Annotated in this window: 12 protein-coding genes; 9 read left to right on the forward strand and 3 right to left on the reverse strand. The window is 64.0% G+C overall.

The genetic code is table 11. The annotated features are described in order from the left end of the window. The first annotated feature begins 29 nt into the window (after positions 1-29). The 5 genes from LRP30_RS04205 to LRP30_RS04225 all read left to right on the forward strand — a co-directional run bounded on the left by LRP30_RS04205 (position 30) and on the right by LRP30_RS04225 (position 6,565). Positions 30-1,901 carry an AMP-binding protein gene (locus LRP30_RS04205; protein WP_249759447.1) on the forward strand — a complete coding sequence of 624 codons (1,872 nt, stop codon included), beginning with the start codon at positions 30-32 and terminating at the stop codon, positions 1,899-1,901. A 183-nt stretch (positions 1,902-2,084) separates the two neighbouring features. Further along, entirely contained in the window at positions 2,085-3,212 is a 1,128-nt protein-coding gene (locus tag LRP30_RS04210; RefSeq protein ID WP_249759448.1) for an acyl-CoA dehydrogenase family protein, read from the forward strand. Positions 3,213-3,227: 15 nt separating this feature from the next. After that, positions 3,228-4,475: an acyl-CoA dehydrogenase gene (locus tag LRP30_RS04215; protein ID WP_249759449.1), complete on the forward strand. Its 1,248-nt coding sequence runs from the start codon at positions 3,228-3,230 to the stop codon at positions 4,473-4,475. A 9-nt stretch (positions 4,476-4,484) separates the two neighbouring features. Then, entirely contained in the window at positions 4,485-5,729 is a 1,245-nt protein-coding gene (locus LRP30_RS04220; RefSeq protein WP_249759450.1) for an acyl-CoA dehydrogenase, read from the forward strand. A 134-nt stretch (positions 5,730-5,863) separates the two neighbouring features. Beyond that, entirely contained in the window at positions 5,864-6,565 is a 702-nt protein-coding gene (locus LRP30_RS04225; protein WP_249759451.1) for a nitroreductase, read from the forward strand. A 102-nt stretch (positions 6,566-6,667) separates the two neighbouring features. Here the strand turns inward: LRP30_RS04225 and LRP30_RS04230 are convergent, their stop codons facing one another. Together LRP30_RS04230 and LRP30_RS04235 are read right to left on the reverse strand one after the other, a co-directional pair. Continuing rightward, a complete protein-coding gene (locus LRP30_RS04230) occupies positions 6,668-7,216 on the reverse strand; it encodes a sigma-70 family RNA polymerase sigma factor (RefSeq protein WP_008543571.1) in 549 nt (182 codons plus the stop codon). Next, entirely contained in the window at positions 7,216-7,449 is a 234-nt protein-coding gene (locus LRP30_RS04235; RefSeq protein WP_164934705.1) for a NepR family anti-sigma factor, read from the reverse strand. The genes LRP30_RS04230 and LRP30_RS04235 overlap by 1 nt, the downstream gene beginning before the upstream one ends. Before the next feature lie 226 nt (positions 7,450-7,675). On the opposite strand from LRP30_RS04235, the gene LRP30_RS04240 reads away from it, so the two are divergent. The 4 genes from LRP30_RS04240 to htpG all read left to right on the forward strand — a co-directional run bounded on the left by LRP30_RS04240 (position 7,676) and on the right by htpG (position 11,925). Then, positions 7,676-8,482 carry a response regulator gene (locus LRP30_RS04240; RefSeq protein ID WP_164934704.1) on the forward strand — a complete coding sequence of 269 codons (807 nt, stop codon included), beginning with the start codon at positions 7,676-7,678 and terminating at the stop codon, positions 8,480-8,482. Between the two features lie 146 nt (positions 8,483-8,628). Continuing rightward, positions 8,629-9,243, forward strand: a complete 615-nt coding sequence (locus tag LRP30_RS04245) for a nuclear transport factor 2 family protein (RefSeq protein WP_249759452.1) — start codon at positions 8,629-8,631, stop codon at positions 9,241-9,243. Between the two features lie 249 nt (positions 9,244-9,492). Next, a complete protein-coding gene (locus tag LRP30_RS04250) occupies positions 9,493-9,924 on the forward strand; it encodes a hypothetical protein (RefSeq protein WP_128931255.1) in 432 nt (143 codons plus the stop codon). 126 nt (positions 9,925-10,050) lie between these two features. Further along, complete coding sequence (htpG, locus tag LRP30_RS04255) at positions 10,051-11,925, forward strand: molecular chaperone HtpG (protein WP_249759453.1); 1,875 nt, start codon at positions 10,051-10,053, stop codon at positions 11,923-11,925. A gap of 314 nt (positions 11,926-12,239) precedes the next feature. Here the strand turns inward: htpG and LRP30_RS04260 are convergent, their stop codons facing one another. Beyond that, positions 12,240-15,374: a multidrug efflux RND transporter permease subunit gene (locus LRP30_RS04260; RefSeq protein WP_249759454.1), complete on the reverse strand. Its 3,135-nt coding sequence runs from the start codon at positions 15,372-15,374 to the stop codon at positions 12,240-12,242. Between the last annotated feature and the right edge of the window lie 60 nt (positions 15,375-15,434).

Here is a 15,434-nt window from a genome sequence, read left to right on the forward strand (position 1 = left end):
CAAAGGACATTAATTCCGGGAGACGCAAAATGAGTGGAAGCGCGGCGGCAGTGATGACGAAGCCCGCCTTTCGCAAGGTCCAGTGGCTCGCGCGCGACATCGAGGTCGAGCGCCGTGGCGACGGCACGCTGGTGCTGAAGTCGCGCATTCCGCTGCAAGCTTACGAGAAGCATATCCCGGCGTCGCTGGCGAAGTGGGCGAAGGAAGCGCCCGAGCGCATCTGGCTTGCGCAGCGTGGCGGCCCGAACCGCGAATGGAGAAAAGTCTCCTACAGCGAAGCCAAGCGGACCGCCGATGCACTGACGCAAGGCTTGCTCAATCTCGGGCTTGACGGTCGCCCCGTTGCGATCCTCTCCGGCAATTCGATCGAGCATGCGCTGATGACGCAGGCCGCGATGGAGGCGCGCGCGCCGGCGGCACCGGTATCGCCGGCCTACTCTTTGATGAGCCACGATCACGTCAAGCTGAAATACCTGTTCGACCTGATCAAGCCGGCCGTCGTGATGGTGCAGGACGGCCCGACCTTCGAGAAGGCGCTCAGGGCGATCGATCTCACCGGCGTCACCGTCGTTCATGTCGTGCGACCCTGCGACGGCATCAAGAGCGTCAGCTTTGCCGAGCTCGCGGCGACGCCGGTCACGAGGGATGTCGAGGCGTCGATCGCGAAGATCACGCCGCAGACCATCGGCAAGCTGCTCTTCACCTCCGGTTCGACCGGCATGCCCAAAGCCGTCATAAACACCCAGGAGATGATGTGCGCCAATGCGGCCATGATGATGCAGGTGCGGCCGCGTACGCCGGGCGGCCCGCTGCCGACCGTGCTCGACTGGATGCCCTGGAATCACACCATGGGCGGCAATGCGGCATTCCACCCCGTGCTGGTCGAAGGCGGTACGCTCCATATCGACGACGGCCGGCCGGTGCCGGGCCAGTTCGAGGAGACGTTGCGCAATTTGCACGAGATCTCGCCGACCTATTACGCCAACGTGCCGGCCGGCTATGCCGCGCTCGCGGCGGCGATGGAGAAGGACGACGCGCTGTGTCGCTCCTTCTTCAAGAACCTCTCGATCATGGCTTATGGCGGTGCGCGGCTGCCGGACGATCTCTACGACCGCATGCAGGCGCTGGCGGTGAAGACGACCGGCGAGCGCATCGTGTTCTACACCGGCTGGGGCTCGACCGAGACCGCGCCGACCTCGACCGGCACCTATTGGGACACCGAGCGCGTCGGCCTGATCGGCCTGCCGTTCCCCGGAGTCGAACTGAAGATGGTGCCGTGCGGCTCGAAATACGAGCTGCGCCTGCGCGGTGTCAACGTCACATCAGGCTATTTCGGCCAGCCGGAGCTGACGAAGAAGATGTTCGACGAGGAAGGCTTCTACTGTATCGGCGATGCCGGCATTTTCGTCGACGATGCCGATCCGGTGCAGGGCATCATCTTTGCCGGGCGCGTGGTGGAGGATTTCAAGCTCACCACGGGCACCTTCGTGCATGTCGGCTCGCTCCGTACCGATGCGATCGCGGCGACGACGCCCGTCGTGCATGACGCGCTGGTCGCGGGACAGGATCGCGCCTTCATAGGCCTGCTTGCCTGGCCAAACCTGCATGCCTGCCGCCAGCTCGTCGGCAATCCTGACCTGAGCTTTGCGGATGCGGTGAAGCACCCTGAGGTCATGGCCTGCTTCAGGCGCGGGCTGGAGACGCACAACCGGGAGTGCGAAGGCGCCAGCAGTCGCGTCATCGCGCGCGCCATGTTGATGGTCGAACCGCCTTCGATCGACGGCAACGAGCTCACCGACAAGGGTTATATCAACCAGCGCGCCGGCTTAGAGCGCCGCGCAGCGCTGGTGGAGCGGCTTTATGCGGACAAGCCGGATGAAGATGTGATCGTGCTGCGATGAATGCACAACTCTCTCACCTCGTCATTCCCCGGGGGCGCGCAGCGCGAACTTTGATGCGCAATTGCGCATCAGCGAATCCATCGGGCCGCATTGACGCGGTGGAATGGATTCCGGGCTCGCGACGTCGTTGCGCCCCAGAATGACGGCATCAATGAATGACAACGAATAAAAAGGTAGCCCGCCATGAACTTCGATTTCTCCGACGACCAGAAGCAGCTCCGCGACCAGGCGCGCAAATTCCTCACCGAGAAGTGCTCGCCCAAGGCGGTGCGCATCGTGCTCGACGGCAAGGCGCCCTATGACAAGGCGCTTTGGAAGGGTCTCGCCGAAATGGGATTTCTCGGCGTCGCGATCCCGGAAGAATTCGGCGGTGCGGGTGCCGGTCATCTCGAGCTCTGCGTGATCGCGGAGGAGATGGGCCGGGCCAATGCGCCGGTGCCGTTCTCCTCGACCGTGTATCTTGCCGCCGAAGCGCTGCTGATTGCCGGCAGCGACGCGCAAAAGAAGAAGTGGCTGCCCGCGATTGCTTCGGGCGAAGCGATCGGCACGCTGGCGCTGTTCGAGGGCAAGGGCAATCCGTCGCCGAAGAATGTCAAGCTGACTGCTGCGAATGGCGTGCTCAACGGCGTCAAGAAGCCGGTGGCCGATGGCGCCATCGCCGACTTCGCCGTGGTTGCCGCGCGCACGGGATCGAGTGGACGTGAGAATGATATCTCGCTGTTCCTGGTCGATCTCAAAGGCGCGGGTGTTGAGGTGAAAAGTCTCACCAATCTCGACCCTACCCGTGGGCAGGCCGAGATCTCCTTCAAAGACTGCAAGGCCGAGCCGCTAGGTGCTGCCGGCGACGGCTGGAGCATCCTCACCCAGGTGCTCGACCGCGCCGCGGTGTTGTGCGCGTTCGAGCAGGTCGGCGGCGCTGACCGCGCCCTGGAGATGGGCCGAGACTACGCGCTCGACCGCATCGCCTTCGGCCGTCAGATCGGTTCGTTCCAGGCCATCAAGCACATGCTCGCCGACATGTATGTCTCGGCGACGCTGGCGCGCTCGAACAGCTATTACGGTGCCTGGGCGCTCTCGACCAACGCAGCTGAATTGCCGGAGGCCGCGGCCGCCGCGCGGATCAGCGCGACGCAGGCCTTCCAGCACTGTGCCAAGAACAACATCCAGGTTCACGGCGGCATGGGTTTTACCTGGGAGTTCGACTGCCACATGTACTACCGCCGCGCCAACGCCATGGCGCTCGGGCTCGGCAGCCTCACCTATTGGGAAGACCAGTTGATCGACCGCATGCGGAAGAAGAACGCGGCGTAAGCGAGGGGCAACGTTATGAACTTCGACGACACCCCGCAGGAAGCCGAATTCCGCGCAACCGCCCGCGCATGGATTGATGCGAACGCGCCCAAGCAATACGAGGACGAGCTGCGCAAATCCTCGCTCGGCCGCACGCAGCTCAAGAACGCCAACATTCTCGAGGTCGCAAAGGCCTGGCAGAAGAAGAAGGCCGATGCCGGCTGGGCCTGCTTGCATTGGCCGAAGGAATATGGCGGCCGCGGGTCGTCGCCGATCGAGCGCGTGATCTGGCAGCAGGAGGAGGGTCCGTTCGGAAAGCTCTCCCACATGTTCATCATCGGCCACGGCATGTGCGGGCCGACCATGATGGCATTCGCGCGCGAGGAGCATAAGCGGGCCTATCTGCCGCCGCTTGCCTCCGGCGAGAAGGTCTGGTGCCAGCTGTTCTCCGAGCCGGCCGGCGGCTCTGACGTCGCGGGCCTGCGCACGCGGGCCGAGAAAGACGGTGACGAGTGGGTCATCAACGGCCAGAAGATCTGGACATCGGGCGCGCATTATTCGGACTACGGCATCCTCTTGACCCGCACAGATCCGACCGTGCCCAAGCACAAGGGCCTCACCATGTTCTTTTTGGACATGAAGAGCCCGGGCGTCGAGGTCAGGCCGATCAAGCAGGCCAGTGGCGCCTCCGATTTCAACGAAGTCTATTTCACCAATGTCCGCATCCCTGACCACCAGCGCCTCGGCGAAGTCGGCGACGGCTGGAACGTCTCGCTGACCACGCTGATGAACGAGCGCATGTCGATCGGCGCCGGCGTCTCGACCGGCTTTCCGGAGCTGTTCGAGTATTGCTCCAGCCTGATGCTCGACGATGGACCTGCGATCGAGGATCGCGCGGTGCGCGCGAAGCTCGCGAACTGGGCGGTGAAGGCGAGCGGCCTGCGCTACACCAGCATGCGCGCGATCTCGGCGCTGTCGAAGGGCGAGCGGCCGGGTCCGGAGAATTCCATCGGCAAGCTGGTGGCGGGCTCCATGATCCAGGACGTCGCGACCTACGCGCTGGATCTGCAAGGCGCGGCTGGCGTCGTCAGCGGCCCCGAAGACGCCGAAGTGGCTGGCCGCTTCCAGGCGATGCTGCTGCGGGCACCGGGTACGCGCGTCGAAGGCGGCACCGACGAGATCATGCGCAACATCATCGCCGAGCGGGTGCTGGGCCTGCCGGGCGATATCCGTGTCGACAAGGACGTGCCGTTCAACAAGATCCCGACGAAGGGAAGAGGTTAGAGGTCCGCCATGAATTTCGACGATACGCCGCAAGAAGCCGGATTCCGCGAGACCGCGCGCAAATGGGTCGAGGCTAACGCGCCGAAGGAGCTGCATGCCGAGCTGTCAAAATCCTCGCTCGGCCGCATCCGGCTTGCCAAGCAGGACATCGTCGATGTCGGCAAGGCCTGGCAGAAGAAGAAGTTCGAAGCGGGCTGGGCCTGCCTGCACTGGCCGAAGGAATATGGCGGCCGCGGCGCGACGCCGATCGAGCGCGTGATCTGGCAGCAGGAGGAGGGCGTCTACGGCAAGCTGACGCAGCCGTTCCAGATCGGCGAGGGCATGTGCGGCCCGACTGTGATGGCTTTCGGCAGCGAGGATGCCAAGCGCCGGTATCTGCCGAAGCTCGCCTCGGGCGAGGAGATCTGGTGCCAGCTGTTCTCCGAACCGTCGGCCGGCTCCGACGTCGCGGGTCTGCGCACCCGCGCGGAGAAGAAAGGCGACAACTGGATCGTCAACGGCCAGAAGATCTGGACCTCCGGCGCACATTACTCGGACTACGGCCTCTTGATTGCGCGCACCGATCCTGATGTCCCAAAGCACAAGGGCCTCACCATGTTCTTCCTGGACATGAAGAGCCCGGGCGTCGAGGTGCGTCCGATCAAGCAGGCCAACGGCATGCAGGAGTTCAACGAGGTTTATTTCACCGACGTCGTGATCCCCGACAGCCAGCGCCTCGGCGCCGTCGGCGAGGGCTGGAGCGTGTCGCTGACCACGCTGATGAACGAGCGCATGTCGATCGGCGCGCGGCTCGCGACCGGCGTGCCTGAGATGTTCGAGTTCTGCTCCAATCTGATGCTGGAGGATGGGCTTGCGATCGATGATCCGGCGGTGCGCTCGAAGCTTGCGAGCTGGGCGGTGAAGTCGAGCGGGCTGAAATACACCAGCTACCGCGCGATCTCGGCGCTGTCGAAGGGCGAGCGGCCGGGCCCGGAGAATTCGATCGGCAAGCTGGTGTCGGGCATGATGCTCCAGGACATCGCCACTTATGCCATGGACCTGCAGGGCGCAGCCGGCGTTCTCACCGGCAGCGACGAGGAGACGGTGCAGGGCCAGTTCCAGCAGATGCTGCTGTCCTCGCCTTCGATGCGCATCGCCGGCGGCACTGACGAAATTTTACGCAACATCATCGCCGAGCGGGTACTGGGTCTGCCAGGTGACATCCGCGTCGACAAGGACGTGCCGTACAACAAGATCCCGACCAAGGGACGTTGATCTCACCTCTCGCTGTATCTTGTAGAGTGGGCAAAGCGAAGCGTGCCCACCATATGCAGATGCTCCGGGGTAAGTCTGTCGGTGGGCCCGGCGCTATGCGCCTTTGCCCACCCTACCAAGAGCGCGAGCTAAACATGGATGCAAAAGTGAGCCAGACACAAGACCGCATCGGCGTGCTCGAAGAGCTCCTCAACGAGCGCTACTCCGTGCGTGCCTTTCTCCCGAAGGAAGTTGACCGTGCCACCATCGAGCATGTGCTGACCACCGCGCAGCGCACCGCGTCCTGGTGCAACAGCCAGCCCTGGCAGGTGATCATCGCCAGCGGCGCGGCCAAGGAGCGCTTTCGCCAGGCGATCTACAAGGAGGCCTCGGGCGGTCTCGGCGACGACTACGATTTCACCCCGCCGCGAGAATATGTCGGGGTCTATCTCGAGCGCCGGCGCGAGAGCGGCTTTCAGCTCTACAACACGCTTGGCATCGTCCGCGGCGACAAGGCGGCCTATGCCAGGCAGGCGCTGGAGAACTACAATTTCTTCGGCGCGCCGCATGTGGCGATCATTCACACCAATGAGCCGCTCGGCATCTATGGTGCGATCGATTGCGGCGCCTATGTCTCCAATTTCCTGCTGGCCGCGCAGGCGCTCGGGCTCGGCACCATTCCGCAGGCGGCGCTCGCGCGCCATTCCGGCTTGATCCGCCGTCACTTCAACCTGCCGGACGATCGCCGTGTCGTCTGCGGCATCTCGTTCGGCTATGCCGACCACGCGCACAAGGTCAACAGCTACCGCACCTCGCGGGCCAATGTCGCGGACACCGTGACTTTCGTGGACGAGTGATCGGCGCTGCAAGCTTGGCGCGATCACGTTTTTCGCACGCACGCAAAGGCGGCCGCGCAAGCGGCCGTCTTCATGCCGTCTCGATCCTGATGATGCCTGCCGTCAGCCGCCGCTGCCGCCGATCACGGCCCGTACGGTCTCGTCGGGCCCAAAGTCCTCGGCGCCCTCGACATAGAGCAGCGCGGCGAGCTTCGAGCGGGCGCGGTTGACGCGGCTCTTGATCGTGCCGACCGCGCAGCCGCAGATCGAGGCCGCGTCCTCGTAGGAGAAGCCGGAGGCGCCGACCAGGATCAGCGCTTCACGCTGGTCCTGTGGAAGCTTGTCGAGCGCCGTACGAAACTCCTCGAATTCGAGATGCGCATTTTGCGACGGCTGGGTCTTCAGTGTCTTGGCGTAGTTGCCTTCGGCGTCCTCGACCTCCCGCCGCCGCTTGCGATAGTCGGAGCGGAACAGGTTGCGCAGGATCGTGAACAGCCACGCCGGCAGGTTCGAGCCAGGCTGGAACGAGTCGATGTTGGCCAGCGCGCGGAGCAACGTCTCCTGCACCAAATCGTCGGCGCGGTCCGCATTGCCGCTGAGCGAGATGGCGAACGCGCGTAAGCTCGGCACGGCCGCCAGGATGTCATTACGCAGGGAGTCCGTGAGAGGCATTAATCCCTCCCATTGTTGTTGTCGTTGGATCCACCCTCATTTTCCACTTGGTGGGCCGCTCCCGGTGCATCAAGCTTCTTGATCAGTTCAGCGAACCGATCCGGAACCCCTTGCCGCACCACGTCGTCGTACATGGCGCGCAGCTGATGGCCGATCCGGGATTGGATCTCCGGAGTGAGCCCTCCCTTGCCGGGGGTCGTGCTTTTGCTGGCTTGAGACTTGAGATCTTTCATGGCCTGTTCCACGTTTCCCCGAGTTAAGTGACTGTAAAATCGAGAATTTTTCTCAACCGGGAGCCGTTCCCTGGATAGGCACAATGCGAGTTGCGCGAAAAAGTTCCGCCCAATACGGAACTTTTCTCAGGCTGATGCGTAATCAGCCGAGCAGGGGAACCGGGCCCCCGCGTAACGCTGACCTCAGGGTAACCTCAAGTCTGGCCCGAAGATGAATGGAGTGGGGATGTCCCGTTCACAGCTTGTTGCTGAACACTTGCCGTTGTTGCGCCGGTACGCACGCGCCCTGACGGGCAGCCAGGCCTCCGGTGACGCCTATGTCGCGGCCATGTTGGAAGCCATGCTTGGCGATCCATCAGTGCTCGACGAGAGCCATGGGCCGCGCGCCGGCCTGTTCCGGCTGTTCACCCAGATCTGGAATTCCGTCTCCGTCAACGACGATGCCGAGGTGACGACCTTGCCGATGCCGCCTGAGAGGCGGTTGTCGAATATCACGCCACTGCCGCGGCAGGCCTTCCTGCTGCTCTCGCTCGAGGGCTTTTCGGAAGAGGAAGTCGCCTTCATCCTCGGCACCGACGTGGGCGAGACGCGGCGGCTCGCAGACGCTGCCGGTCGCGAGATGGCGGCTGAGATAGCCACCGACGTGCTGATCATCGAGGACGAGACTTTCATTGCCATGGACCTCGAGAGCCTGGTGAAGAATCTCGGCCACAACGTCGTCGGCGTCGCGCGCACCCATGCCGATGCGGTGGCGCTGGCCAAGAACAGGCGGCCCGGCCTGATCCTCGCCGACATCCAGCTCGCCGACGGCTCGTCGGGCCTGGATGCCGTCAACGAGCTGCTCCGCACCTTCGAGGTGCCGGTGGTGTTCATCACCGCGTACCCCGAGCGCTTCCTCACCGGCGAGCGCCCCGAGCCGGCATTCCTGATCTCAAAACCGTTCCAGCCCGCGATGGTGTCGGCGGTGGCGAGTCAGGCGCTGTTCTTCCAGCGCAACTCGCGCAACCGCACGCCCAAGGCGCCGGCAGCGTAACGGTGCGCTCGTAGTCTGAACGTTCGCAACGCATTTGATCCGGCGTGCTGCAAGGCGCGCCGGATTTTTCGTGTCCGCTTGCGGCGCTTGACGGCATCGCATTCGCCGCTCAAACCTCGTGCATCGACCCAATCGGAGATGTGCTCATGGACCCGCAGCTGCTCGATCGCCTCGCCATCCGCGACCTCGTCGAGAACTGGGCGGTGTGGCGCGACGCCGGGGACTGGGAGCGCTTTGCGACGGTCTGGCATGAAGAAGGCTGGATGTCCGCCACCTGGTTTCAGGGGCCGGCGCGGGATTTCATGCGCGTCAGCCAGGAGGGCTTCGCCAAGGGCGTGCGCATCCTGCATTTCCTCGGCGGCACCAGCATCGACCTCAGCGGTGAGCGGGCCATCGCACAGACCAAGATGACGATCTCGCAGCGGGCTTTGGTGCACGACGTGCTCTGCGACGTCGTCTGTACCGGCCGCTTCTACGATTTCCTGGAGAAGCGGCAGGCCCGGTGGGGCATCGTTCGCCGCCAGCCGATCTACGAGAAGGACCGGATCGACCCGGTCGATCCCGCTGCGCCGCTTCAGCTCGACCAGAAAGCGCTCGCCGCGCTCCCCGAGGGCTATCGCCATCTCGCCTACATGCAGGAGCTGATCGGCTACAAGGTCAAGCGCGACATGCCGGGCCTGATCGGGCCCGAGGTCGAGAAGCTCTATGGCGAGGGGCGGGACTGGCTGGCGGGACCGCCAAATAACGCAACGCAAAAGTGAGCCCCAGACAAAAGTAAGGCGCGACTGGCATCACCACAGTCGCGCCCTACGTCGCCGGCTTATGGGGCAGGGGGGAATAGCCGGCTGCTGAGACGACTCCCGTCCGCAAAAGTCGTTCCAGGCCTTGCGAAATATTTTGCGGGCCTCTGGCATTTTTCGCACACGGTTAAGTGATCGTAACGGCCAAGAACCCCCGATCCTCCGCCCGCGTTGTTCCCGCGATCGCCATGGGGCGAGGGATCAATAGCCATGTTACAGATTCAAAAGGTATTTTTGGGCGCCGTCGCGATTGCCGCCACGCTGGGTGCCGTGCAACTGGCCTCCGGCCATGATTTGGCCGACCGCTGGCAGGCGGTCGCCGACATCTCCAGCCAGAGCTCAAACTTCGCCCCGAGCCACAACGTCAATCGTGCCGGCAAGGCCGACCGGCTCGGCGAGATCAAGCCGGCACCGGTCGCCACCCGCACCGTGTCGATGCGGCTCAACGACCTCGCCGACACGTCGGTGTTGTTGCGGGTCCCCGCGGTGATCGAAACCGGCAATGCCAAGCCGCCGGTGCTGCTCCAGAACCAGAAGAACCAGAAGCAGGGCCGCAGCAAGCCGACGATCGCCTGCGAGCCGATGGTCAGCTCCCTGACCGAGATCGCCAAGCTGCTCCAGCCCGGCCGCTGTGTGACCTGATCCGCGCCATTGGTCCGACCAAGGCTGCTCTGTCGCGACTTGCGGCCGAGCCTTCACATCCTCTTGATCCGCCGTTTCATCGCGCTATATCCGGGTTCCTCCCCTTTGATTTGACCGGGTAAGCGCATGACGACGTCAGATACGGCTGTGCACACGCAGCCTTTCCAGGCCGAAGTTTCCGAACTGCTGCACCTCATGGTGCACTCCGTTTATTCGGAAACCGACATCTTCCTCCGCGAGCTCATCTCCAATGCCTCCGATGCCTGCGACAAGCTGCGCTACGAGGCGATCGCCAGTCCGGACCTGCTCGGTGAGGGCGACGCGCTCAGGATCCGCATCATCCCGAACAAGTCGGCCGGAACGCTCACGATCGCCGACAACGGCATCGGCATGGAGCGGCAGGAGCTGATCGATCATCTCGGCACCATCGCCCGCTCCGGCACCAAGGCGTTCGTATCGAAGCTGAAGGAAGCCAAGGACGGCCTCGGCCTGATCGGCCAGTTCGGCGTCGGCTTCTATTCCGCCTTCATGGTCGCCGAGAAGATCGACGTGGTCAGCCGCCGCGCCGGTGAGAGTGACGTCTGGACCTGGACGTCCTCCGGCGGCTCCGGATTCGAGATCGCCCGCGCCAGCGACGAGGACGCGGCGCGCGTGACGCGCGGCACCGAGATCGTCCTGCACCTGAAGGACGACGCCAAGAAATATCTCGAGACCTACGAGATCGAGCGCATCGTCGGTGCCTATTCCGACAACATCCTGTTTCCCATCGAGCTCGTGCCTGGCGAAGGCGAGCCGCGCCAGATCAATTCGGCAAGCGCGCTGTGGCAACGCTCGAAATCCGAGCTGACGGCAGACGACTACAAGAAAGCCTATCAGCAGATCGCCTCCGCCTTCGACGATCCCGCGATGACGCTGCACTACCGCGCCGAGGGCCGCTATTCCTACGCAGTGCTGCTGTTCGCACCGTCGACGAAGCCGTTCGATCTGTTCGAGCCGAACCGCAAGGGCCGCGTCAAGCTCTATGTCCGCCGGGTCTTCATCACCGATGATGCCGATCTGCTGCCGGGCTACCTCCGCTTCATCCGTGGCGTCATCGACAGCGAGGATCTCCCGCTCAATATCTCTCGCGAGATGCTCCAGAACAATCCGCAGCTCGCGCAGATCCGTAAAGCCGTGGCGACCCGCGTCGTATCTGAGCTCGAAAGCCTCGCCGAGAAGGATGCGGAGAATTTTGCCAAGATCTGGGACGCCTTCGGCGCAGTGCTGAAGGAAGGCATCTACGAGGATTTCGAGCGTCGCGAAAAGCTGCTGGCGCTGTCGCGCTTCACCACGACGTCGGGTGAAAAGCGGTCGCTGAAGCAGGTTATCGCCGATTTCAAGCCTAACCAGACCGAGATCTATTATCTCGTCGGCGACAGCATCGAGCGGCTGAAGTCCAATCCGCGGCTCGAGGCCGCGACTGCGCGCGGCATCGAGGTGCTGCTGCTGTCCGATCCGGTCGACGCCTTCTGGACCTCGATGCCCTCGGAGTTCGACGGCAAGCCGCTGAAATCGCTGAGCCAGGGCGATCTCAACCTCGACCTGATCCCGCGCCTCGACGACAAGGACGAGGCGAAGAAGGATGAGCCTGAGGCGGATGAAGCCGCCACCATCGCGGTGATCAAGGCCGCGCTCGGCGAGCGCGTCAGCGATGTCAAGGCCTCGACGCGCCTCACCAGCTCGGCCTCCTGCCTGGTTGCCGACAGCCAGGGGCCGAGCCGCGAGCTGGAGCGCATTCTGGCGCAGCAGAACCGGGGCATGAAGACCAAGCCGATCCTCGAGATCAATCTGCGCCATCCGCTGGTGAGCGCGATCACCAAGGCGCAGGCCGGCTCCAAGGACGTCGACGATCTCAGCCTGCTGCTGCTCGAACAGGCGCAGATCCTGGACGGCGAATTGCCGGAAGATCCGGCGGCGTTTGCGGCGAGGTTGAACCGGCTGGTGTTGCAGGGACTGGGCTGACGCTCGCCCAACGTCGTTGCGATGGGGAAGCAGCTCGCCACGCACGCAGACCTCGGTAGGGTGGGCAAAGCGACTTGTCCGCCATAGCTCGAAGAGCGACGGCGGAAGCGTGCCCTCCACATGCGCAGCGTGACCGGAATGGTGGGCACGGCGCTTTGCGCCTTTGCCCACCCTACGATACCTGCAAGAGCGAAGCTGTTGCCTCATACTCCGTCATTGCGAGGAGCCCTCGCGACGAAGCAATCCAGAATCTCTCCGCGGAAAGACTCTGGATTGCTTCGCTGCGCTCGCAATGACGGAGGTCGTGGTTCGGCTCACTCCGCCGCATCCTTCTGCTTGTCCCTAGCTGCCTCCGCATCTGGCTTCCCCTCCATCCAGCGCGAAAGCAGGTTGGAGAATCGGTCGAGGTAGAGATAGACGATGGGGGTCGTGAACAGCGTCAGGGCCTGGCTCACCAGAAGGCCGCCGACCATGGCGTAGCCGAGCGGCTGGCGGATCTCGGCGCCGGTGCCGTGGCCGAGCATCAGCGGCACGCCGCCGAGCAGGGCCGCCATTGTCGTCATCATGATCGGACGGAAGCGCAGCAGCGCGGCCTGGCGGATCGACTGCTCAGGCGTCAAATGCTGCTCGCGCTCGGCGACGATGGCAAAGTCCACCATCATGATCCCGTTCTTTTTGACGATGCCGATCAGCAGAATGACCCCGATCAGGGCGATGAGGCTGAAGTCGAAGCCGAAGATCATCAGGATCGCGATCGCGCCGACGCCGGCCGACGGCAGCGTGGACAGGATGGTCAGCGGGTGGATGTAGCTCTCGTAGAGCACGCCCAGCACGAGATACACCACGACGAGCGCCGCGAGGATCAGCATCGGCACGGTGCCGAGCGATTGCTGGAACGCCTGCGCGGTGCCCTGGAAGCTCGTCGATAGCGTCGGCGGCGCGCCCATCGCGCTGACCGCGCGCAGCACGGCATCGGTCGCCTGTCCCAAGGCCACGCCTTCGGCAAGGTTGAAGCTGATCGTGACCGCTGGAAACTGGCCCTGATGCGCGATCGCGAGCGGCCGCACCGGCACGTTGGTCCAGTTGCAGATCACCGAGAGCGGCACCTGCTCGCCGGTGAGCGGCGATTTGATGTAGAGCTTCTCGAGCGTATCGAGCTGCCCCTGCAGCGCCGGCGTGATCTCGAGCACGACGTGATAGCTGTTGGTCTGGGTGAAATACTGCGCGACCTGGCGCTGGCCGAAGGCGTCGTAGAGCGTGTCGTCGATCAATTGCGGCTGGATGCCGTAGCGTGCGGCGGTGTCGCGATTGATCCTAAGCTGCAGCGTCGTGCCCTCCGTCTGCTGGTCGGTGGCGACGTCGCGCAGCTGCGGCAGGCCCCTCATGCCGGCCAGGATCTTTGGCGCCCATTCGTTCAGCTCGGCGAGATTGGCGTCCTGGAGCGTGAACTCGAACTGGGTGCGGGTGGCGCGCCCTCCGAGCCGCACGTCCTGCGAGGCCTGCATATAGAGGCGTGCGCCCTCGACTTCGGCGAGTTTTGGCCGCAGCCTCGCGATAATTTGCTGTGCGCTGGCATCGCGCTCACCGATCGGCTTCAGAGTGACATACATGCGCCCCGAATTCAGCGCCGTGCCGCCGCCGCCGATGAACATCGCAATGGAATCGACGGCAGGGTCGGCCTGCACGATGGCGTTGAGCTCCTCCTGCCGGCGCTTCATCTCGGCAAAGGAGATGTCCTGGGGCATCTCGGACACCGCGGTGAGGAAGCCGTTATCCTGCTGCGGGAAGAAGCCCTTCGGGATCACGATGAACAGCAGTGCCGAGAGCGCGACGGTGCCGAAGAAGATGAGAAGCGTGACGAAGCTGTGCCGCAGCGCGAGGTCCAGCCCGCGCTCGTAAGCGCCGAGCAGGCGCTCGAACATCCGCTCGCTCCACTGGTAGAAGCGGCCGCGCCGCGCCTCGTGGTCGGCGCGCAGGAAGCGCGAGGCCATCATCGGCGTCAGGGTCAGCGACACCACGAGCGAGACGAAGATCGCCATCGATAGCGTCACCGCGAATTCGCGGAACAGCCGGCCGATGATGCCACCCATCAGCAGCAGCGGGATCAGCACGGCGACCAGCGAGACGCTGATGGAAACGATGGTGAAGCCGATCTCGGCGGCGCCCTTGTACGCCGCGGCGAGTGGGCTCTCGCCCCGCTCGACATAGCGCGTGATGTTCTCCAGCATCACGATGGCATCGTCGACCACGAAGCCGACCGCAATGGTCAGCGCCATCAGCGAGAGATTGTCCAGCGAATAGCCGAACACCCACATCAGCGAGCAGGCGCCGAGCAGAGCCAGCGGAACCGTGATGCTCGGGATGATCGTGGCCCAGAAGCTGCGCAGGAAAATGAAGATCACCATCACCACGAGCGCGATGGTGATCATGAGCGTGATCTGCACGTCGTCGACCGCCGCGCGGATGGTGATGGTGCGGTCGCTGATGATCTTGATCTTGATCGCGGGCGGGATCGCCGCGATCAGCCGCGGCAGTTTCTCCTTGATGCGGTCGACGGTCTCGATGACGTTAGCGCCGGGTTGCTTGAAGATGACCAGGAACACGCCGCGCTTGCCGTCGGCCCAGGCCGCGGTCTTCATGTCCTCCGGCCCGGACACGGCCTCGCCGATGTCGCGGATCCGTAAGGGCGCGCCGTTGCGGTAGGCGACGATCACGTCCTTCCAGTGCGAGGCCTCGAGCAGCTGGTCGTTGGCGTAGATGGTATAGGAACGGCGCGTGCCGTCGATGTTGCCCTTCGGGCTGTCCGCGGTGGCGGTCGCGATCTGGCTGCGAATGTCCTCGAGCGACAATCCCTTGGCGACGAGCTTGGTCGGATCGATCTGGATACGCACCGAGGGTTTTTGCTGTCCGCCGACGAATACCTGCGCCACGCCGGGGATCTGGCTGATCTGCTGGGCGAGCTGGGCGTCGGTGCGGTCGCTGACCGTGGTCAGCGGCAGCGTGTCGGAGGTCGCCGACAGGATCATGATCGGCGAGTCCGCTGGGTTGACCTTGCGATAGGTCGGCGGCGAGGGCAGATTCTTCGGCAATTGTCCGCTCGCCGCGTTGATCGCGGCCTGCACGTCATTGGCGGCGGCGTCGATCAGGCGGTTGAGATCGAACTGGATGGTGATCGACGCCGAGCCCAGCGAGCTCGTCGAGGTCATCTGCGTGATGCCGGGGATCTGCGCGAGCTGGCGTTCGAGCGGCTGTGCCACCGAGGAGGCCATGGTTTCGGGGCTGCCGCCCGGAAGTGACGCGGAAACCTGGATGGTCGGAAAGTCGACCTGGGGCAGCGGTGCAACCGGCAGCAGAGGATAGGCCAAGAGGCCTACGAACAGGATGCCCGCCATCAGCAGCGAGGTGCCGATCGGATAGCGGATGAACGGAGACGAAAAGCTCTCTTGCATGCCCTGAGCCTGCAGACCGGCCGGCGCATCTTTCCCCGCGCAGGGCGGAGCCGCGCTCGA

It is taken from the genome of Bradyrhizobium sp. C-145 (genome assembly GCF_023375135.1).
Classification (GTDB): Bacteria; Pseudomonadota; Alphaproteobacteria; order Rhizobiales; family Xanthobacteraceae; genus Bradyrhizobium; species Bradyrhizobium zhanjiangense.

Excerpts from the sequence above, each read along its gene's own strand:
- LRP30_RS04205 (WP_249759447.1), top strand. The coding sequence starts at position 30 with ATGAGTGGAAGCGCGGCGGCAGTGATGACGAAGCCCGCCTTTCGCAAG.
- LRP30_RS04210 (WP_249759448.1), top strand. The coding sequence starts at position 2,085 with ATGAACTTCGATTTCTCCGACGACCAGAAGCAGCTCCGCGACCAGGCG.
- LRP30_RS04215 (WP_249759449.1), top strand. The coding sequence starts at position 3,228 with ATGAACTTCGACGACACCCCGCAGGAAGCCGAATTCCGCGCAACCGCC.
- LRP30_RS04220 (WP_249759450.1), top strand. The coding sequence starts at position 4,485 with ATGAATTTCGACGATACGCCGCAAGAAGCCGGATTCCGCGAGACCGCG.
- LRP30_RS04225 (WP_249759451.1), top strand. The coding sequence starts at position 5,864 with ATGGATGCAAAAGTGAGCCAGACACAAGACCGCATCGGCGTGCTCGAA.
- LRP30_RS04230 (WP_008543571.1), bottom strand. The coding sequence starts at position 7,216 with ATGCCTCTCACGGACTCCCTGCGTAATGACATCCTGGCGGCCGTGCCG.
- LRP30_RS04235 (WP_164934705.1), bottom strand. The coding sequence starts at position 7,449 with ATGAAAGATCTCAAGTCTCAAGCCAGCAAAAGCACGACCCCCGGCAAG.
- LRP30_RS04240 (WP_164934704.1), top strand. The coding sequence starts at position 7,676 with ATGTCCCGTTCACAGCTTGTTGCTGAACACTTGCCGTTGTTGCGCCGG.
- LRP30_RS04245 (WP_249759452.1), top strand. The coding sequence starts at position 8,629 with ATGGACCCGCAGCTGCTCGATCGCCTCGCCATCCGCGACCTCGTCGAG.
- LRP30_RS04250 (WP_128931255.1), top strand. The coding sequence starts at position 9,493 with ATGTTACAGATTCAAAAGGTATTTTTGGGCGCCGTCGCGATTGCCGCC.
- htpG (WP_249759453.1), top strand. The coding sequence starts at position 10,051 with ATGACGACGTCAGATACGGCTGTGCACACGCAGCCTTTCCAGGCCGAA.
- LRP30_RS04260 (WP_249759454.1), bottom strand. The coding sequence starts at position 15,374 with ATGCAAGAGAGCTTTTCGTCTCCGTTCATCCGCTATCCGATCGGCACC.